The following is a 19,463-nucleotide window of genomic DNA, read 5'->3' as shown; positions in this document are numbered from 1 at the left end:
GGCGGTTCGTGGACGTCAGTCGGCCATTGTATGGCGGACTGGGCGTGGTTTATTCGGGACGTCATGACAATGGCGGCAACGCGGCTCATACGACTCCGAGGCACCGACCAAGATGACCGGATCCTCGAAACGGGCCGGTTCCCCGTCAATCAATCGTTGCGTCCGAGAAGCCGGCGCCCCGCATGACAGACAGATCGCCTGCAGTTTCGTGACGAATTCGGCACGTGACAACAGTTCCGGCATCATCGTGAACGGCTCGCCTCGGAAGTCCATGTCGAGTCCAGCGCAGATGACACGTTTGTCTTCTGACGCCAATTGTTCAATCACATCGACGATCCCTTCGTCGAAGAACTGAACCTCATCGATGGCGATGACTTGTGTCTCTTCGCGCACCGCATCGTACAAATCTTGACTCGATTGAATCGGTACGGCCACGACCGAATTGCCGCTGTGGGAAACGACGTTTTCCTCATGGTAACGGTCGTCAATCGCCGGTTTGAACACTTGGACAGGGATTTTCCCGTAATGCGCCCGACGGACACGGCGGATCAGTTCCTCCGATTTCCCAGAAAACATACTCCCACAAATCACTTCTATCCAACCGTAACGGTTCGTCACATGCATCATTCTACTTCGCCCTCTCCTTCGTTAATCGCTTTCCGATTATAACCATCTTTCGGTCACAGGAAAAGGGTTGACTTCTGACAAAAATCGGAACGGCATGCTCCCGTCCCGATTTCGCTTCATTCGTCTGCCGCTTCTTCTTTTTTATTATCGATCAAATGCAATTTTCGAGCGAGCGGTCGAATCGTCAGCCCGTGTAGTGTCACAGAAATAAAGACCAGTCCGATCGTGAGCGGTAGCATTTGCGACGCGTCGTCAATCCCGAGATGCGCCACTTCTTCTGCGAAGAAACCGGCGACTGTCATGGCGACGATGCCACGCGGGGCAATCCATCCGATGAAACCACGTTCGCTGAGCGGAAGCCCGACGCCGATTGTCGATCCATAAATCGCGAGCGGACGAACGAGAAACAAAATGCCGGCAATCGTCAAAAGAAGCGGCCATTGGAAGATGTTGAGCAGTTCATCGCGTGATAGCGACGCCGTCAACAGGATGAACACCGACGAGATGAGCAAGATCGAGATATCCTCTTTAAATGATTGCAACTCCTCGATGATTTCCTCATCCCGATGTTTCGTGTTCGCCATCGTCATCCCCATCGCCGTCACGGCGAGCAGACCGACTTCGTGCATCATGAATTCACTCAATGAGAACAAGATCAAGACGGCCGTCAACGTGACCGAGGCCCGGAGATAGCGAGGGATTTTCTCACCGACAAACCAGCCCATCAACACGTGCCCGAACAAATAACCGAGACCGATGCCGACGAGACAAGCGCCCGCGAACAAGAGTTGCATCCACAAGTCCATTCCTTCATAGACGATATAACCGATGCGGATGACGAACAAACCGAGGAGGGCGCCGACCGGGTCAACGATGATCCCTTCCCATTTCAAAATGGCACCGACCCGATCCTTTAAATGTGCTTGGCGCAATAACGGGATGACGACCGTCGGACCGGTGACGACGAAAAGTGCGCCCATCGTCCAAGCGACGACCCAATGGAGACCTCCGACGTATTGAATCAACAGTGAGGCCCCGACGAACGACAGCGTCACTCCGATCGTCACGATGCGGACGATGGAACGGCGAAATTGATTGATTTCACTGAAATGGAGGCCGAGGCTCCCTTCAAACAAGATGATAGCGACGGCAAAAGAAATGATCGGGCTATACAGTTCACCGAGCAGTTCTCGCGGGTCGAACAATCCGAGCATCGGCCCGGCCAGTACACCGGCGACCGTCATGACGATGATGGCCGGGATTTGATAGCGCCAGGCCAACCATTGTGACAGAATACCGACGCCAATCAATAAACTGATACTAATCAGTATGAATTCCATAAAAGCCCCCTCACGTCAGTCTTTCGTCTCTTTACCCATCAGAAGACAACAAAAAACCGCCAAGGGCAATCCCTAGGCGGTGTGCATACAAGTTGACGATTAACGTTGGTACTTCTTGTTGAAGCGCTCGATACGACCGTCTGCAGATGCGAATTTCTGGCGACCTGTGTAGAACGGGTGCGAATCAGAAGATACATCGACACGGATGAGTGGGTATTCGTTACCATCTTCCATCGTGATTGTCTCGTTAGAGTAACGAGTCGAACCAGAGATGAATTTGAACTCAGTCGTCGAGTCCATGAATACGACTTTACGGTATTCTGGGTGGATTCCTTGTTTCATTGCTTTTCAACTCCTTCGGCCCTAAGTATTCTTTCAACCTAGAGAAAGTTCACTAGAATATAATAGCACCCGGCTCACGGATTTACAAGTCTGTTTTCGTTTTTTTCACCGGGCGTCGACTCTTTTTCTTATCGGCCTCAAGCGCCGCAAAAAAGTCGAGGTTCGTTTTCGTTTCGCGGACCCGCCGCAAGAACTGATCGACGAAATCTGGCGACTCGTTCATCGTCCGTCGAATCGTCCAAAGCGAGTCGAGCTCGCCTTTGCCGAGCAGCAATTCTTCCTTGCGCGTTCCCGAACGACGGATGTCGATGGCCGGGAAGATTCGGCGTTCCGCGAGCTTCCGGTCGAGATGGAGCTCCATGTTGCCCGTCCCTTTGAACTCTTCATAGATGACGTCGTCCATGCGTGACCCTGTGTCAACGAGCGCCGTACCGAGGATCGTCAAACTGCCGCCGTCCTCGATGTTACGGGCCGCCCCGAAGAACTTCTTCGGTTTATGGAACGCGGCCGGGTCGATTCCGCCGGAGAGCGTCCGCCCGCTCGGTGGGACAGACAAGTTATACGCTCGTGTCAGACGCGTGATCGAGTCGAGCAGAATGACGACATCCTTCTTGTGTTCCACGAGACGCATCGCCCGTTCTAAGACGAGCTCTGAAATCCGGGCGTGGTTCTCCGGTGTCTCATCAAACGTCGAGTAGGCGACGTCTGCGCCCGGCACCGAGCGCTGGATGTCCGTCACTTCTTCTGGCCGCTCGTCAATCAAGAGAATGATCAACTCGACGTTCGGATGGTTCGTCGTGATCGAGTTGGCGATCTCTTTTAAAAGCGATGTCTTCCCGGCTTTCGGCGGGGCGACAATCAACCCACGCTGTCCAAATCCGACAGGCGCGATCATGTCCATGACGCGGACCGACAAGTGATTCGGCTCTGTCTCGAGCACCATCTGCTGTTCCGGGTAAATCGGCGTGAGCGCCGGGAAGTAATCCCGATTCCGAGTCGAGTCGGTCGTCTCACCGTTGACCGCTTCGACACTGAGCAGCCCTTGGAACCGTTCATTCTCTTTCGGTTTCCGGACTTTCCCCGTCACGAGGTCCCCGTTGCGAAGATTAAAGCGCCGGATTTGCGAGGCGGCGATGTAGATGTCTTCAGACGATTGAGAGTAGTTGATCGGTCGGAGGAAACCGAAGCCTCCATCATTTTGGGACTGCGGGTTTGGCGGGATGATCTCAAGGATGCCTTCGAGGAAATAAAGATCTTTCGATTCAGCCTGTGATTTTAAAATCCGAAACATGAGCTCGCGCTTGCGTGCCTCTCGATATTGGGGCACGTTCACTTCTTTCGCGATTTCATATAATTCTTTCAACGTCTTCGTCTCGAGTTCCCGAAGCGTGTAATTTTTAGCCGGTTCTGTCGTTTGACTCATTCAAGTCACCTGTCTTTCATGATTCTATATTTCAAAAATAAACGTTCAATCCTCATTCATCTAATCACAATTCTGTCGAGCCGTCACTGTTTGAAAAACGGCTTCATGACAGTCTATTCCCCTATTGTTGAAAACATAACAGTCTTTTCCCTTTCTATGTAACAAACAAGTCTCTATTCTCGCATATTGTTTCAAATATGTTACAAGAAAACCGTTTTTGTCTCGCGATTGAAAAATGCCATCGGTCTTGCGCATGATATAGTTTATTTGCACAGGAAACCGGGTAATATCCGCAACTTGTGCTCGACTATTGTTTACACACATCGATCATATACAGCCACTTAGGGTTTTATTTTAAAAAACGGAGGGAAATATATTATGTTAAAGCGTTTCGCATCTATCATTGTCGCTGCCACTCTCGCTTTCTCGGGTCTTGCTTTCACAACAGGTGAACAAGCAGAAGCCGCTACTGGAACATTCGCTTACTCGAAAGTTAACGGCTTGAACATCCGCACAGCACCGTCGCTCAAATCGAAAGTCACGACAACGATGAACAAAGGCCAACGCTATACATACCTCGGTAAAGTTGGTTCGTTCTACAAAATCAACTACAAAGGGTCTCACCGTTATATCTCAGCTTCATCGACATATACGTACTTGAAGCCAAACACGAAAACAGCGACTGCGAAGAAAGTAACAACGTCTTCTACATCAAGCGCTCGTACGAAACTCGTAGCCGAGTCGAAGAAGTACCTTGGTACACCTTACCGTTACGGCGGAACGACAACTTCAGGATTTGACTGCTCAGGCTACACAGGTCATGTCTACAAAAAAGCCATCAACAAATCGATTCCACGTGATTCACGTTCGCAATACGCAAAATCGAAAAAAGTTTCGAAGTCAGCGATTCAAGCCGGCGACCTCGTGTTCTTCTCACACAACGGCCGCACGATCCAACACGTTGGAATGGCACTCAGCAAAACACAAATGATCAGCTCTGAAACAGGCGGCGTTAAATACGCGAGCTTCACATCAGGTTACTGGGCACCACGTTATGTCGGTGCAGGCACGTACCTTTAATTTAAACGATCAAACGACTCGGTTCATCGGAACCGAGTCGTTTTTTTCGTCTGGACGTTTCGTAACACCGTATCCGTGCTCGTCAACACCGAGAACGTCCCATCCGTCTCCAAGACGACAGCCTCGACTTGATCGAAATCCGTCCCGCTCGATCGAATCGCCTGCAACACTTCAATCTCGAGCACCCGTTCCCGGCGCATCGTTTCCTCTAAATATGTCCCGTCATAGTAAAGCAGTGCCGGCGTCGACTTGATCAGTTGATTCACACGTTTCGAGCGGGTCGCCAATTTGGCCATGACGTATTGCATGAACACGAGCGTCGCAAACGCGGTCAGTCCGTTCAGCAGCGGCGTCTGGCGACTCGTGAGTGTCGTCGCCAAAATTGATCCGAGCGCCACGGTGACGATAAAATCGAAGGCGTTCATTTTGGCGAGTGTCCGCTTTCCGGAGACTCGCAAGATGAGGATGATCGCCAAATAGGCCCCCACCCCGGTCAGTATGATTTGTAGCATCGTTCGCAGTTGGTCCATCGTCTCCCTCCTTCTCTACTGCTGTTCCACGAAGCGCATCGATTCAATCCCTGTTCATCTTCCGTTCATCTTGATTCGCTACGATGGAGCCATCACCTTGAAGGAGTTGTTCTACGCCATGGAAAAGATTTGGAGTCTTCGTTTGATTCGCCTCGCCGCTCTGTTCGGCGTCATCGGGACGGCGCTCGGTTCGCATATGTCGGGGGCCGGCAGTTACGCCTTCCGCCCGATTCACGCCCATATCTTGCTCGCCGGTTGGTTATCGGCCTTCGCTTGGGGCATGTTCTATCGTGTCTATTCGGTCCAAAACCAACTGCTCGTGACGATTCACGGTTGGACGGCCGTGCTCGGATCGATTGGATTGACGAGCGGGATGTGGCTCTATACGATGAACCCGTTCCAATGGAATGAGACCGTCACCCTTGTCTACTTCATCGTCGGGGGCACAGTCTCATTGATCAGTTTCATTCTCTTTTTGATTGTCACGTTTATGATCGACCAGGACGAGCGGGGTTAAATCCTGCTCGTCATTTTTGTTTTAAGGCGCCGCGCGCATTCGTCGCCGCGAACACGACCATGATGACGCTCATCGCTCCGGCGACGGCGAGTCCAGCCGATAACGCGCTCCAATCGATTGTCGGTTGCGTCAAGACGGCACGCATCCCTTCAAAAATATACGTCGTCGGATTGAACGTCGCCGCTACTTTCAGCCACTCGGCCTCAATCAACTCTTTCGGGACGAACGTCGTCGACAAGAAGATAAGCGGGAAGAAGAGTAACGTCCCCGCCTGCGCGGCCTGAGCGTTCCGTGTTTTCAGCGCGACACCGACCGAATACCCGGCAAAGCCAAGACCGAACCCGATGGCGAGCAACACCGTGAACAAGAAGCCAGGCAGACCGACCGGAATCGACAAGCCGAGCAAGAACGCGACGCCGAAAATGAGGAGTGTCTGAACGAGCAGTTGCAACATGCCGGCAATCATCGGTCCGAGCACAATCGCCGTCCGCGTCGCTGGCGTGAGGAGCAACCGGGCGAAGTACCCGCTCTCGATATCACGGACGAGCGCTTGTCCCGTCCCACCGGCCCCACCGACCGCCCCTGAGACGATGGAGACGGGCAAGATGAAGTTCAAATAGGCGCTCCCATCAAACTGAGGAAGCGAAGCGACACTCGACAGTCCGCTCGTGTAAACCAGTAAGAAGAAGACAGAGATGATCAAGTTCGGGATGAACGAGAACGGATTTCGAATCGTCGTGACGAGACTCCGTTTCGTGAAGAGCCATGTCTCAGTCCACATCGGGCACGCCACCTTCGTATGATTCCCCGGTCACTTTCAAAAAGACGTCGTCGAGTGACGGCTGTTTCACGGTCAAACGTTCCGGTTGAAGCGAACGCTCATCGAGTTGGCGCACGACTTCCATCAGCGTATGATCGACGAGCTCGAACGCCACGTGTTGCCCGGTCGCCGCATGACCGAACAGCGCAGCGGCTGCGGCCGCCTCTTGATTGCTGTGAAACGTCATCGCAATCGTCTCGCCGCCGACGAGTCGTTTCAACGCTTTCGCTGTCCCTTCACTGACGATTTTCCCATGATGGATGATGGCGATCCGGTCGGCCAATTCGTCCGCCTCTTCTAAGTACTGGGTCGTCAAAAAAATCGTTGTGCCGAACTCCTCGTTGAGCCGTCGCACCTCGTTCCAAATCTCGATGCGGCTCGCGGGGTCAAGACCCGTCGTCGGTTCATCTAAAAACAAGACGGTCGGACGATGGACGAGCGTGAGCGCTAAATCGAGACGGCGCCGCATCCCGCCCGAATATGTGCCGCTTCTCCGGTCGGCCGCTTCGGTGAGCGAGACGACACGAAGCAGTTCCTCGGCGCGCATCTCCGCCTCTTGTTTGGTCATCTTGAACAACCGCCCTTGCAGGACAAGCAGTTCCCACCCGGTCATTACTTTATCGATTCCGGTCTCTTGCAGGGCGACACCGATGGACAACCGGACGTCTTTCTCTTGTTTGACGACATCGAATCCGTTCACCCGCGCCTTCCCTTCGGTCGGCCGGACGAGCGTCGTCAACATTTGCACGGTCGTCGACTTCCCGGCCCCGTTCGGCCCTAAAAATGCGAAGATTTCCCCTTCCTGGACCGAGAACGAGATGCCATCGACGGCAGGGACATCTCCGAACGTCTTGACGAGTGACTCCACTTCAATCATCCTCACACACCTCCTGCCCTTCCTTTCCCGTTCTGCGTGCATTGTAAATATGTAGGAACACATCAAAAAAGCCGCGGACATCACGTCCGCGACTCGAGAGAATTAAGGTTTCATGACCATTTTCGGTTTTTTCTTCAAGGAGTGGATGCCTTCAACGAAGCGGACCGTCCCCGACTTGGCACGCATGACGACTGAATGTGTCTGACCGCCCTGTCCGGTGAACTGAACGCCGCGGAGCAACTCCCCGTCCGTCACGCCCGTCGCCGCGAAGATGCAGTCTTCACCTTTGACGAGGTCGTCTAGAAGCAAAATCCGGCCCGTGTCGGCGATGCCCATGTCTTGGCAACGCTTCTCTTGGGCTTCGTCTTCAGGAAGCAGACGGCCTTGGAAGTCACCGCCGAGACACTTCATCGCGACGGCCGCGATAACGCCTTCCGGCGCACCACCCGAACCGAGCAATAAATCGACCCCCGTTTTCGGGAACGCCGTGTTGATGGCCGCGGCCACGTCACCGTCTGGAATCAATTTGATGCGAGCACCCGTCGCCCGGACGCGTTGAATCATCTCTTCGTGACGGTCACGATGTAAAATCGTGACGACGACGTCTTCGACGTTCTTGTTCTTCGCCTTGGCGACGATGGCGATATTTTCTTCAATCGAATTATCGAGACTAATCAATCCGGCCGCTTCCGGACCTACAGCAATCTTGTCCATATACATGTCCGGCGCGTGCAGCAAATCACCGGCATCGGCGACAGCGAGGACGGCGAGCGCTCCCCACGTCCCCGTCGCGACGATGCTCGTCCCTTCGAGCGGGTCGACGGCGACGTCGAGACGTGAGCCATAACCGTTCCCGACTTTCTCACCGATGTAGAGCATCGGCGCCTCATCCATCTCACCTTCACCGATGACGACGACCCCTTTCATCGGGATCGTATCGAACACTTCACGCATCGCGGTCGTCGCCGCGTCGTCCGCTTCTTCTTTCAAGCCTTTACCCATCCAGCGAGCCGAAGATAGCGCTGCCGCTTCTGTGACTCGGACCAATTCCATTGATAAACTACGTTCCACCCGAATTCTCCCCTTTGTTACTCGGACACCTCATCGACCCAGGCGAGGGCGCCGAGTTGTTTTAGTTTGCCGACGAAATCGACATAAGAATCGTTCAATTTTTCCGCATGGATCACCGCGGATTCGCCACTCGCCTGAAGTCCTGCCAAGACGAGTGCCGCCCCGCTCCTCGCGTCCGCACATTCCATCTCCGCATTGGCGAGCGTCGACCCACCACGGATGACGGCCGAAGCGTCCTCGAGCGTGATCTGTGCGTTCATCCGTCGCATTTCCGCGATATGGCGGAAGCGTTGGGCGTACAGTTTATCCGTGACGACACTCGTTCCGTTCGCCTTTAGGAGCGCGGCCGACATGATCGGTTGCAGGTCGGTCGGATATCCCGAATAGTGGAAGACGCGAATATCGATCGGACGGAAGGCGTTCGCCCGCACCGTGATCGATTCTTCGTCCACTTCGACTTCAGCCCCGTAATCCATCAACTTTTGGATGACGCCTTCTAAGTGGGTCGGGATGACGTTTCGTACCGTCACTTCGCCCGCGACCGCGCCATAAATCATAAATGTCCCGGCCTCTAAGCGGTCAGGAATGAGCGTGTGCGTGCAGCCGTGTAATTTGTCGACCCCTTTAATGCGAATCTCGTCGGTCCCTGCCCCGATGACATGTGCCCCCATCGAAGTGAGCATCGTCGCGACGTCGACAATTTCCGGATCGATGGCCGCGTTTTCGATGACGGTCGTCCCGTCTGCGAGCACGGCCGCGAGCATGGCGCTCACCGTCGCCCCGAACGAACGAAGGTCGAGATAAATCCGATTCCCTTCTAACTTTTCAGCGTTCACATGATAGAGTCCCGATTCGTTCTCGACTTTAATCCCGAGACGTTCGAGTGCTTTCAAATGTAAATCGATCGGTCGTGGACCAATCGCATATCCACCGGGAAGCCCGACGGCCCCTTTCCCAAAACGAGCCGCAAACACCCCGAGCAAATAGACAGCGGCTCGGACTTTACGCGTTTCTGAGCCGAGTAGCGGCATGGCGACAGCGTCTTTCGCATGAAGCGTCATCCGCTCCCCGTCCCGTTCAATCGCGACCCCGAGTTCTTGTAATAGACTGAGCATCACTTCGACGTCCTCGATCACGGGGACGTTTTCAATCGTCACCGGTTCTTCCGTCAACAGTGCTGCGACGAGACAAGGCAAAGCGCTCTGTTTGGCACCGCTAATGTCAACTGTTCCTTCAAGCTTTTGCTGTCCTACGATATGGAGAATTTCCACGATGATCAAACCTTTCTGCGACAAACTTATTTGGATTGAGCGTTGTTCCAATCCGCTAAGAATTGCTCGATCCCTTTGTCAGTGAGCGGATGTTTCATCATCTGTTCGATGACTTTATATGGTACCGTGGCGATGTCGGCTCCAAGGAGGGCCGCCTTCGTCACGTGAACCGGATGGCGAACGGAAGCCGCGATGATTTCCGTCTCGATCCCATGAATGGCAAAGATATTGGCAATCGTCTCGACAAGGTCGAGGCCATCTTGACCGATATCGTCGAGGCGACCGATGAATGGCGAGACGTATGACGCGCCGGCCCGAGCCGCGAGTAGCGCTTGGTTGGCGTTAAAGATGAGCGTCACGTTCGTCTTGATGCCGAGCTGTGAAAACGTATTGACCGCTTCCATCCCTGCTGGCGTCATCGGTACCTTGACAGTAATATTCGGCGCGATGGCCGCAAGTTCCTTTCCTTCTTCCACCATACCCGCTGCGTCAAGCGCAATAACTTCCGCGCTGACTGAGAGATCCCCGACGATCTCACAGATTTCGCGTAGCCGTGTATGGAAATCGACGCCTTCTTTGGCGACGAGCGATGGATTCGTCGTCACGCCCCCGATGACGCCCATCTGATGAGCTTTCTTGATGTCTTCCACGTTTGCCGTGTCAATGAAAAAACGCATGTACAATTCCTCCTCGAATGGTGTTGTGATCGCTTACACTTCTTATTATGAGGAAATTGTCATGGAATTGCTACACCCTTTACGTGAAGGCGGCAATAGCGAGCATCGAGCCGACGAGGAGTGCAATCCCAGCAATCGTCCCGAAGAACGTCCACTTCATGATCTTGCGCTGCTTCACGTAGTACGCCTCGTGCGGCCCTTCGTTCAAGCGCTCTGAGCCGTGTGTCTCGACCCAATCCGTGGCTGCCGTCTGTTCATCTGCCACGAGATCGCCCGTGTATGTGAAAGGGATGATTTCTTCCGACCGAGACAATCGTTCGAACCGCTCGCGCCGTGTCGAGATGTTCGCACCTATCCAGTAGAGCCGTTTCGGCGTGTAGAAGAGCGGGACATCACGTTCATCAAAATACTGAATCCACTGTTCGAACGCGGCAAGATCGTGTTGATCGAACAAGATTTCCATCGAATCCGTTTCGGTCATGATGGCGAGCATAGGCGTATACTCCACTGTCGGTCGCCCGATTCGCACCGTCGGCGACGGCTGCGTCTTCCGGACGATGGCCGGGAAGAAGACGACTTGTTGGATGGTAGCTAGCGGAAAGACTTGCTCGACCGACTCGCCTGGCTCGTGCCGATATGTCACGCCTTCAATGTGTGTCGCGGTCACTTCGTATCGAGAATGATGTCGTTCCTTCCAAAATAAGCGACGAAACGTATTCGTGAACCAGTACACCCCAAACCCACCGATAGCCACAAACACCAACAACGGGATGAGCCAGGCGACCGGATAATAATAAATCAAGGCGAGCGGAGCCACCGCCAACGCTAAAGAAAGGCCAATCAATACAATCGCTCCATACACATAAAATGCGCGCCAAAACAATTCCGTTTGACGTTCTTGATAAACCATAAAACTCCCCCTTTTCATATGTATACGTTCCCCTACTCCTGTATGTTTCAACAAAAAAAGCCGGTTCTCACAGGGAGAACCGACTGGTGTGACAGGATTATGCTTGGTTGCTTGAACCGAACTCACGCATTTTGCCAGTAACGACGTTGTAGATCGCTTCGACACCAGGGCCGATGACTTTACGTGGGTCATATACTTTCGAGTCCGTGTTGAGCTTCTCACGTACGGCACGAGTCCATTCTTGTTGGCACTCTGTGTTAACGTTGATTTTGCTGTGACCGAGCTCGATTGCTTTTTTGATTTGGTGCTCAGGAATACCTGAACCGCCGTGAAGAACGAGTGGAGTTTTAGTCGCTTCTGCGATTTCTTCCATCTCTTTGAAGCCGAGTTTTGGCTCGCCTTGGTATTCTCCGTGTACAGAACCGAGTGCTGCCGCAAGAGCGTCAACTTTCGCTTCTTTAACGAGACGTACACACTCGTCGAGGTCAGCGTATTGTACGCCGCCGACAACGCCGTCTTCTTCGCCGCCGACTGTGCCGACTTCCGCTTCAACTGAAGCGCCTTTAGCGTGTGCATATTCAACGACTTGTTTCGTCATTTCGATGTTCTCTTCGATCGGGTGGTGTGAACCGTCGATCATAACAGACGTGAAACCAGCGTCGATCGCTGCTTTACACTTGTCGAAAGATGAACCGTGGTCGAGGTGGATTGCAACTGGAACAGTGATGTTGTAGTCGTGCATGAGACCTTCAGTCATTTTAACAACTGTTGTGAAGCCACCCATGTACTTCGCTGCACCTTCTGATACACCGAGGATAACTGGTGATTTCTCGTCTTCCGCAGCGCGAAGAATCGCTTGCGTCCACTCGAGGTTGTTGATGTTGAATTGGCCGACTGCATACTTGCCTTCGAATGCTTTGTTAAGCATTTCTGTCATTGATACTAATGGCATAATGACATCCTCCTGTCTGTTCGCTATTGTGCACTATGGGAAAAGTGCTCCCGTGCAATTCGTTCCCATTATAACACACGTCGAAACGTGTGCCTATGCTATTCGAGCATAGAAATGGCTCTGCGCAAGCGTTTACATATGTCATCTTCGTGACGAATCACTAGATTTTTAGGACTTCTTTCACTTTTTCAATCATACCATAAATATCGAACGGCTTTTCAAATTGCGCGGTGATGCCCAGGCGTTGCACTTCTTCGAGTGTCGATTTCTCGCCGAACGCGGTCATGATCATGACCGGGGTATCAATGTCTCGTTGACGCATGTTTCGAAGCACCTCATGGCCGAACATGCGCGGCATGTTCATATCGAGCAATACTAAATCATATCCGTTCTGTTCAAGCTTTTCCCAAGCGCTCAGTCCGTCATTCGCCGTGTCGACCTCGATGCCGAGGTTTTGGAACACTTGCGCCAACATCAACCGAATCCCGTCTTGGTCGTCTGCAATCAACATCCGTGACATCCATCTACCTTCTCTCCATAGTTTGCACTAGTCTAACCATATCAAATCCAATTTCGTTTGGCGACGGACCTATTTTGAAATCAAGGCAACGGAATCGATACCGGTTGCTCGGTTTGTTCGTCCTTTAACTGGACCGGCACTTCCGACTCAGACACCGAATCGTAGGCGGTAACCATCCGCTCATCTTTCACGTACAGTTTCAAAAAATCGCCTTCAGCCAATCGGACCGGTGCCTCGAACGTGATTGGTCGTTTCTTGCCGTCTTTATTATAGCCAATCGTGTCATACTTATGTGTCTTCCCTTGATCGGTGACGTTTGCGCTCGGCACTTTTGCATAGTAGACGTCGGCGAACAGCCGGTCTGTATCGATAAACCGCCATCCGAGAATCAAGACGAAAACGACACCACCGATTGCAAATACTCGTTTCATCGTAACTCTCCCGCCTTTCCCATTTCCATCTTTTTCAATACCATTGTCTACCTATTTCTAAACACCCGGTACGTTGATATACTGAACACATGACTCGAATAGGAGCTAAATCATGAAACAATATTTGTTATACGTGTTGTTCGTCTTGGCGCTTGGAAGCATGGTCGCACTTGTGGTGAACGTCTTCGGGGAAGACCAAGAAGAGACACCGCTCGCCGCGGCCATCGAGACCGATCTCGAGGAATTGCCGGAGACGTTCGCCGTATTGTCCGAGACGTTCGATGAACCTATCGCAGACGGTGACATCGCCCGCATAAAAACGCTAGCGTCCAACCCGAATCTCGATGAAGCGAACGTGCACGCGCTCGGCACCATCGATGTCATCTTCGAGGGACGTCCGACCACGCTGATACTCGAGACAGAAGTGTACCGTGAGGACGGTACGTATCTTTATCTCTATTTGTTCGGTGAACCAGACGTCGTCAAGGCGCTCGACGAACGCATCATGGCGTATTATGAAGAACTGGGCATATGAAAAGGAACCTCGCCGCGGCGAGGTTCCTTTTGGTTCATTTCATTATTCAACCGTCACGGGGACAACGGCGAGGTCAATCTCTTTCTCGACTTCGGCCCGCTCTTCAGCGAGACGAGCATCCGACCATTTGAAGACGTCAGCCATGCAACGGAGCACGCCATCTTTATGGTCGCGGACGAAATCGATGTCGAAGAACATCGCCCCGGTCCGGCGGACGAGGAAGTCGATGGCCCGAACGACCGACTCTTCTTCGATGCCGTACATGAGTTGTGCATAGACGTACTCTGGAAGGTCGTACGCGTTCGAGTCCATCCGCTCGATGACACGATCGATGTTCGATCCGTATAGACGAACGAGCTGCTCGGCTTTGACGTCATCGAGACCAAGGTTTTTCAGTTCAGCCTTCTTCTTCGTCAAGAAGTCATCGAACCCTTTCGAGCCACCGACATGGCCGCCCGACATCGGCATATGCTTCGTACGCGAGGCGAGGAAGACGATACCTTCTTCTTGTTTGAGCAGTTTCGCCACTAAATCGACGACTGTCTCTGACATCTTGCGGTAACCCGTCAACTTCCCGCCGGCAATCGTAATCAAACCGCTCTCTGACTGCCAGACCTCATCTTTACGTGAAATCTCAGACGGGTCTTTGCCTTCTTCATAGATGAGCGGACGAATCCCGGCCCAGCTCGACTCGACGTCGTCTGCCGTCACATTGACATCTGGGAACATATAGTGAATCGCCTCTAAAATATAGTCGCGATCCTCGGTCGTCATACGTGGGTGAGCCTTATCCTTATCGAAGAACGTGTCCGTCGTCCCGACGTACGCCTTGCCGTCACGTGGAATCGCGAATACCATCCGTCCGTCCGGTGTATCGAAGTAAATCGCTTGCTTGAGCGGGAATTTCGATTGGTCGATGACGAGGTGAATCCCTTTCGTCAAGCGGAGCATCTTCCCTTTGTTCGAGCCGTCCTGCTCGCGGAGCACGTCGACCCAAGGTCCGGTCGCATTGATGACTTTCTTCGCATACACCTCATACGTCTTGCCGTCGATTTGGTCCTCGACGTGCACGCCGACGACTTTGCCTTGCTCATAGATGAGACCGGTCACTTTCGAGTAGTTCATTAAGAGGGCACCGTGATTGGCCGCCTCTTTCGCAACTTCAATCGTCATCCGAGCGTCATCCGTCCGATATTCGACGTAATATCCGCCACCGACAAGACCGTCTTTTTTTACGAGTGGTGCTTTTTGAATGACTTCATCCGGTTTCAACATCACGCGGCGCTCTGCGCGTTTGACGCCGGCCAAGAAGTCGTACACCATCAAGCCGACCGCGGTCGAAAGTGGTCCGAACGTGCCGCCCTTATGCATCGGCAACAGCATGCGCTCCGGTGTCGTGACGTGTGGCCCGTTCTCATAGACGATTGCCCGCTCTTTACCGACTTCGGCGACGAGTGCGACTTCGAACTGTTTCAAATAACGTAAACCTCCGTGGACGAGTTTCGTCGAGCGGCTCGACGTTCCGGCCGCGAAGTCTTGCATCTCGAGTACGGCCGTCTTCATCCCACGGGATGCGGCATCGAGCGCAATCCCGGCACCAGTAATGCCTCCGCCGACGACGAGAATATCATGGCGTTCCCCCGTCAATTGTTCGTATCGTTTGGCACGTTCTTTCGCTGAGAAATTTCTAATTTCCATCTTGTCCCCTCCTATAATGAATCCGGTCAGATGTATATGAAAAGAGACCACAACAAAACAAGGCTTCGCCCCCCATGTCGTGGTCTCTCTATAGTCTCCAACCGGTTATCAACTTTTCTCCTGTATTATACCCTATTCTCACGTCTTCAACCATCGACCCGCTCACCAAGTGTGCAACGTGCTCCTCAGAAAGCGTCCTGCTCGCAATTTCGAAAAGAGACGACTAGACTTCAAGGTATCACCAACAAGGAGGAGTTTTTATGAAACGCATGTTACAACCTTTCCAATTTAAAAACGGCGTCGAGCTCCACAACCGGCTCGTCCTCGCGCCGATGACGCACTATTCGTCTGAACCGACGGGTGAAGTGTCAGAGCACGAACTCGCCTACTACCGGAAGCGGGCCAAGAACGTCGGACTCGCCATCACGGCATGTGCTTACGTGACCGAGGACGGCAAAGGATTCCCGAACGCTTTCGGTGTGAACGACGACAAGTTCATTCCAGGGCTGCGCCAGCTCGCCGAAAGTCTAAAAGCGGAAGGCGCGAAAGCGATTCTCCAAATCTTCCATGCGGGACGCATGTCTCCTCCGGAACTCGTACCGAACGAACAACCGGTAAGCGCAAGTGCCGTCGCACCGGTCCGTGAAGGGGCCGCCACTCCACGTGCCCTCGAGACCGAGGAAGTCGAAGCCATCATCGAGGCGTTCGGCGATGCGACACGTCGTGCCATCGAGGCCGGCTTTGACGGCGTCGAGATTCATGGGGCGAACACATACTTGATTCAGCAGTTCTTCTCACCCCACTCGAACCGACGCGACGACCGCTTCGGCGGCGACGTGAACGCACGTCTCACATTCCCGCGTGAAGTCATCCGCTCGGTGAAACGTGCGGCCGAAGGCACAGACGACTTCTTGATCGGTTACCGCTTCTCACCGGAAGAAGTCGAGGAGCCGGGTATCACGCTCGACGATACGGACGTATTAATCGATATGTTGCTCGAAGAAAACCTCGATTACCTCCACGCCTCGCTCTGGAACTTCAACATCGGTTCAATGCGGAACGAGAACGTGACGGAGCGGTCGATTGATCGCATCGCCAAACGCATCAACGGTGCCATCCCGCTCATCGGAGTCGGACAGCTCCAGCGCCCAGGTCAAGTCGAAGACGCACTGAACGTCATCGACCTCGCCGCGCTAGGCCGCGAACTCATCATCGACCCGGATTGGCTCGAGAAAGTGAAAGACGACCGAGAAGACGAAATCGAGACCGAACTCGACTTGAACAAGCAAGCCGAACTCGCCGTACCGGCTCCGCTCTGGAACGCCATCACGACACGCGCCGGCTGGTTCCCAATCAAAGACCAAGAAGTGAAGTAAACAAGAAAACCCGCCAACGAGCGGGTTTTCTCCTGTCATTTGATCGTCAACAGTTCACTCATCGTGACAAATTCATATCCCTCCTCTTGCAAGGAAGCAAGAACACGCGGGAGCCCTTCTGCTGTCGACTCATGAATATCATGCATGAGTACGACTGCGTTCGGATGGATCCCTCCCATGATCAACTCATGCATCTGTGAAGCGTCACGATGACTCCAGTCAAGCGAGTCGACAGTCCACAAGGCGAGCGTCTGTCCTCTCGACTCGATCGTTCGTTCCACCACCTCATTTTTTGAACCATATGGTGGACGGACGAGATGAGCCGGCTCACCGATGATCGCCTCGATTTGAGTGTCGACAGCAGTAAGTTCGACATCGATCGCATCGGCTGATAGTTGTGCCAAGTTTGGGTGATGGTCCGTATGGTTCGCCAATTCATGTCCTGCCGCAGCGACTGCTTTTGCCACATCTGGATAAAATGCCATTTGACTACCGAGCATGAAGAACGTCGCCCGAGCGTCATACTGTTTTAACGCAGCGAGCACCTGTGGCGTCACCGTCGGATGCGGACCATCGTCAAACGTTAAAGCGACATACTTTCCATCTGGGTCAAGCGGTTTCCGATCCGGATATGGCGTCACCACATCTTCTCGATCATTCTTTTCCTCATCCACATCCATCGTAACATACGGTTTGACGACCTCGAACGGGATGTTCACTTCGATGGCCCCAGCCGCCCCAGCTGCTACTTCGTACTCATCAAACCAGACCGTCAGTCCAGACGACGTGAGCAACCAGTTCGTCGTTTCGGGTGTTCTAAGTGCTTCGTCTAAGAGCTCTTCGAATACGTAGTCATTTTTTTGAGCTTCTTCGGACACCACTTTTTTGAACCAGTCTTTCGATTCATTCCCTGTTTGAAATACGTCGTCCCATCCGATCCATTCCCCTGTCGCAACGTCAAATCGAAATACGTTCACCGTTGCCGTGCCGTTTGCACCTCCAGTGAATGCATATGTATGGACGACGAGTGCGTAGACCGTCTCACTCACTCGAACCGTGTCGGTTTGAATATTCAAATGCCCTTGACGCTTATCGTGTTCTACTAGTTCTGCTTCAAATAGTGCTCGTTTTTCTGCTATAAAAGCATCAAGTTTCTCGTTCACTGCATCATGGTCAGTTCTTGGAACCGACATTGCCATCGTATACGCTTTTGTCTGAACGCTTTCGACGGTCAAATAGAGACCAGGATAGTTCCCTGTAAAGGATGGCGTCTGAATTTTTTTCGTTGTCGGGGCAGCATCTGCCATGTAATACCATGTGCCCGCACTAATCAATAAAAACGCGAGCATAATCCACCTATTGCGTTTCATCGTTCTCTCTCCTATTCACAGATCATCTAGACGTTATGAGTTTACCAAATCCAATTCTAGAAAAATTATCAATCTGGCATCAATTATTCATTCAATGCGCTACGATCAATGTGGTTCAATTATGGAAGGAAAGACGCTTACGTCACTATTCCAAATCAGAAAAAACGCAACGCCTCCAATTGAGACGTTGCGTTTTGAATCGCGTTCTCGCTCCACATCCATTTTATAACCATCAGTTGGAGTTCCCTTTCCTGCGTTGACGCCAGATAAAAGCAAGGATAACAAGAATGAGACTCGCCATCACGGAAATGATCGCGAACGGGCTTGCCCCGGTGAGGAATAACTCGCCTAGTGCGACCGAGTAAGCGAGCCCGAACGACGTGACAAGTTTCGCCCCGATTGCGATCAATGCAAAGCGTGGAAATGGAACCCGGCTAAATCCGGCAGCGAGACAAATCACTTCATCAGGCAAAATCGGAATGACGAACAAGACGAGCAGGACACCGAGCCCATATTGATCGACGTACCGATCATACGTCGCAAGTTTGTCGGCATCGATAAGCCGCATCATTCGCTCTCGACCGAAGCGCGCGATCCCGTACATGACGAGAATACCGAGCGTCGTGGCGATACTACCGATCAAAGCCGCTCGAAGCGGACCGAGTGCGACGCTCCCAATCGGGATACTAACCGCCTCTGGTACAGGGAGTGCAATCGGTTGTAAAAAACTGAATGCGGCGAACACCCACATGGCCTGCTCCCCATACTGTTCGAGCAATCGTTCAAGTCCATATGAATCGTACAGGACGAGTCCAAATGAAACGTAATATAAGAAGACAAACAAAAGAAATAGTGTAAACGTCACTTTCAACATCTGTTTCAAGTACGTATTCGACCCTTCACGAATCGATCGCAATAGACCGATTGAGAGTGCGAGCAACACGATCCCGGTCCATCCAAGTTGATAAGGGAGCAATAGCGTCGGCAAGACGACGAACGGCAACAGGCTGAGCGCTACGAGCGCGCCTCCGTATCCGATATACACCATCATTCGTTTCTTCATGTCGCATCGCCCTCTCCCCGTTCTACTCTTAGT

General features: G+C 52.7%; 21 protein-coding genes. 4 read left to right on the top strand and 17 right to left on the bottom strand.

Annotation, left to right across the window (positions count from 1 at the left end):
* Positions 1-15: 15 nt before the first annotated feature.
* The 4 genes from KNP64_RS06560 to rho all read right to left on the bottom strand — a co-directional run bounded on the left by KNP64_RS06560 (position 16) and on the right by rho (position 3,732).
* On the bottom strand, positions 16-627 hold the full coding sequence (locus KNP64_RS06560; protein WP_138858769.1) for a thymidine kinase: 612 nt from the start codon (positions 625-627) through the stop codon (positions 16-18).
* Positions 628-743: 116 nt separating this feature from the next.
* Positions 744-1,967 carry a cation:proton antiporter gene (locus KNP64_RS06555; RefSeq protein WP_034779247.1) on the bottom strand — a complete coding sequence of 408 codons (1,224 nt, stop codon included), beginning with the start codon at positions 1,965-1,967 and terminating at the stop codon, positions 744-746.
* A 99-nt stretch (positions 1,968-2,066) separates the two neighbouring features.
* Positions 2,067-2,309 carry a type B 50S ribosomal protein L31 gene (locus KNP64_RS06550; protein WP_021066109.1) on the bottom strand — a complete coding sequence of 81 codons (243 nt, stop codon included), beginning with the start codon at positions 2,307-2,309 and terminating at the stop codon, positions 2,067-2,069.
* A gap of 82 nt (positions 2,310-2,391) precedes the next feature.
* Positions 2,392-3,732: a transcription termination factor Rho gene (rho, locus tag KNP64_RS06545; protein ID WP_021066108.1), complete on the bottom strand. Its 1,341-nt coding sequence runs from the start codon at positions 3,730-3,732 to the stop codon at positions 2,392-2,394.
* A 378-nt stretch (positions 3,733-4,110) separates the two neighbouring features.
* Between rho and KNP64_RS06540 the strand changes: the two genes are divergently transcribed.
* Positions 4,111-4,812: a C40 family peptidase gene (locus KNP64_RS06540; protein ID WP_214764364.1), complete on the top strand. Its 702-nt coding sequence runs from the start codon at positions 4,111-4,113 to the stop codon at positions 4,810-4,812.
* Positions 4,813-4,835: 23 nt separating this feature from the next.
* Here KNP64_RS06540 and KNP64_RS06535 read toward each other — a convergent pair whose 3' ends face one another.
* Positions 4,836-5,342, bottom strand: a complete 507-nt coding sequence (locus tag KNP64_RS06535) for a DUF421 domain-containing protein (RefSeq protein WP_138858767.1) — start codon at positions 5,340-5,342, stop codon at positions 4,836-4,838.
* Positions 5,343-5,460: 118 nt separating this feature from the next.
* On the opposite strand from KNP64_RS06535, the gene KNP64_RS06530 reads away from it, so the two are divergent.
* On the top strand, positions 5,461-5,859 hold the full coding sequence (locus KNP64_RS06530; protein ID WP_214792199.1) for a hypothetical protein: 399 nt from the start codon (positions 5,461-5,463) through the stop codon (positions 5,857-5,859).
* A gap of 10 nt (positions 5,860-5,869) precedes the next feature.
* On the opposite strand, the gene KNP64_RS06525 is transcribed toward KNP64_RS06530, so the two are convergent.
* The 9 genes from KNP64_RS06525 to KNP64_RS06485 form a co-directional block, all read right to left on the bottom strand.
* Positions 5,870-6,640, bottom strand: a complete 771-nt coding sequence (locus tag KNP64_RS06525; protein WP_138858765.1) for an ABC transporter permease — start codon at positions 6,638-6,640, stop codon at positions 5,870-5,872.
* Positions 6,630-7,556, bottom strand: a complete 927-nt coding sequence (locus KNP64_RS06520; RefSeq protein ID WP_214792197.1) for an ATP-binding cassette domain-containing protein — start codon at positions 7,554-7,556, stop codon at positions 6,630-6,632. The genes KNP64_RS06525 and KNP64_RS06520 overlap by 11 nt, the downstream gene beginning before the upstream one ends.
* A 102-nt stretch (positions 7,557-7,658) precedes the next feature.
* On the bottom strand, positions 7,659-8,627 hold the full coding sequence (gene glpX, locus KNP64_RS06515) for a class II fructose-bisphosphatase (RefSeq protein WP_029594665.1): 969 nt from the start codon (positions 8,625-8,627) through the stop codon (positions 7,659-7,661).
* Between the two features lie 17 nt (positions 8,628-8,644).
* Positions 8,645-9,898, bottom strand: a complete 1,254-nt coding sequence (gene murA / locus KNP64_RS06510) for a UDP-N-acetylglucosamine 1-carboxyvinyltransferase (RefSeq protein ID WP_214792194.1) — start codon at positions 9,896-9,898, stop codon at positions 8,645-8,647.
* 26 nt (positions 9,899-9,924) lie between these two features.
* Positions 9,925-10,575, bottom strand: coding sequence for a fructose-6-phosphate aldolase (fsa, locus tag KNP64_RS06505; protein ID WP_128123504.1), 651 nt, complete (start codon positions 10,573-10,575; stop codon positions 9,925-9,927).
* A 79-nt stretch (positions 10,576-10,654) separates the two neighbouring features.
* On the bottom strand, positions 10,655-11,485 hold the full coding sequence (locus KNP64_RS06500) for a hypothetical protein (protein WP_214792192.1): 831 nt from the start codon (positions 11,483-11,485) through the stop codon (positions 10,655-10,657).
* Between the two features lie 97 nt (positions 11,486-11,582).
* Positions 11,583-12,437 carry a class II fructose-1,6-bisphosphate aldolase gene (gene fba / locus KNP64_RS06495; protein WP_214759561.1) on the bottom strand — a complete coding sequence of 285 codons (855 nt, stop codon included), beginning with the start codon at positions 12,435-12,437 and terminating at the stop codon, positions 11,583-11,585.
* 160 nt (positions 12,438-12,597) lie between these two features.
* Positions 12,598-12,957, bottom strand: coding sequence for a response regulator (locus KNP64_RS06490; protein WP_034779266.1), 360 nt, complete (start codon positions 12,955-12,957; stop codon positions 12,598-12,600).
* Positions 12,958-13,037: 80 nt separating this feature from the next.
* Positions 13,038-13,388, bottom strand: a complete 351-nt coding sequence (locus tag KNP64_RS06485) for a YxeA family protein (RefSeq protein ID WP_214764367.1) — start codon at positions 13,386-13,388, stop codon at positions 13,038-13,040.
* Between the two features lie 112 nt (positions 13,389-13,500).
* Here KNP64_RS06485 and KNP64_RS06480 point away from each other — a divergent pair, with 112 nt between their 5' ends.
* Positions 13,501-13,923 (top strand): hypothetical protein, encoded by a 423-nt coding sequence (locus tag KNP64_RS06480; RefSeq protein WP_214792190.1) that lies wholly within the window; start codon positions 13,501-13,503, stop codon positions 13,921-13,923.
* A 42-nt stretch (positions 13,924-13,965) separates the two neighbouring features.
* Here the strand turns inward: KNP64_RS06480 and KNP64_RS06475 are convergent, their stop codons facing one another.
* Positions 13,966-15,621, bottom strand: a complete 1,656-nt coding sequence (locus KNP64_RS06475) for a glycerol-3-phosphate dehydrogenase/oxidase (RefSeq protein ID WP_138858759.1) — start codon at positions 15,619-15,621, stop codon at positions 13,966-13,968.
* 260 nt (positions 15,622-15,881) lie between these two features.
* On the opposite strand from KNP64_RS06475, the gene KNP64_RS06470 reads away from it, so the two are divergent.
* A complete protein-coding gene (locus KNP64_RS06470) occupies positions 15,882-16,997 on the top strand; it encodes an NADH-dependent flavin oxidoreductase (protein ID WP_214792188.1) in 1,116 nt (371 codons plus the stop codon).
* Positions 16,998-17,032: 35 nt separating this feature from the next.
* On the opposite strand, the gene KNP64_RS06465 is transcribed toward KNP64_RS06470, so the two are convergent.
* A complete protein-coding gene (locus KNP64_RS06465) occupies positions 17,033-18,367 on the bottom strand; it encodes a polysaccharide deacetylase family protein (protein ID WP_214792186.1) in 1,335 nt (444 codons plus the stop codon).
* A gap of 232 nt (positions 18,368-18,599) precedes the next feature.
* Entirely contained in the window at positions 18,600-19,430 is an 831-nt protein-coding gene (locus KNP64_RS06460; RefSeq protein ID WP_214792184.1) for a TVP38/TMEM64 family protein, read from the bottom strand.
* Between the last annotated feature and the right edge of the window lie 33 nt (positions 19,431-19,463).

Origin of the sequence: Exiguobacterium sp. s64, from assembly GCF_018618035.1 — a bacterium.
Taxonomy (GTDB): Bacteria; Bacillota; Bacilli; order Exiguobacteriales; family Exiguobacteriaceae; genus Exiguobacterium; species Exiguobacterium mexicanum_A.
This window is presented reverse-complemented; position numbering and strand designations above follow the sequence as displayed.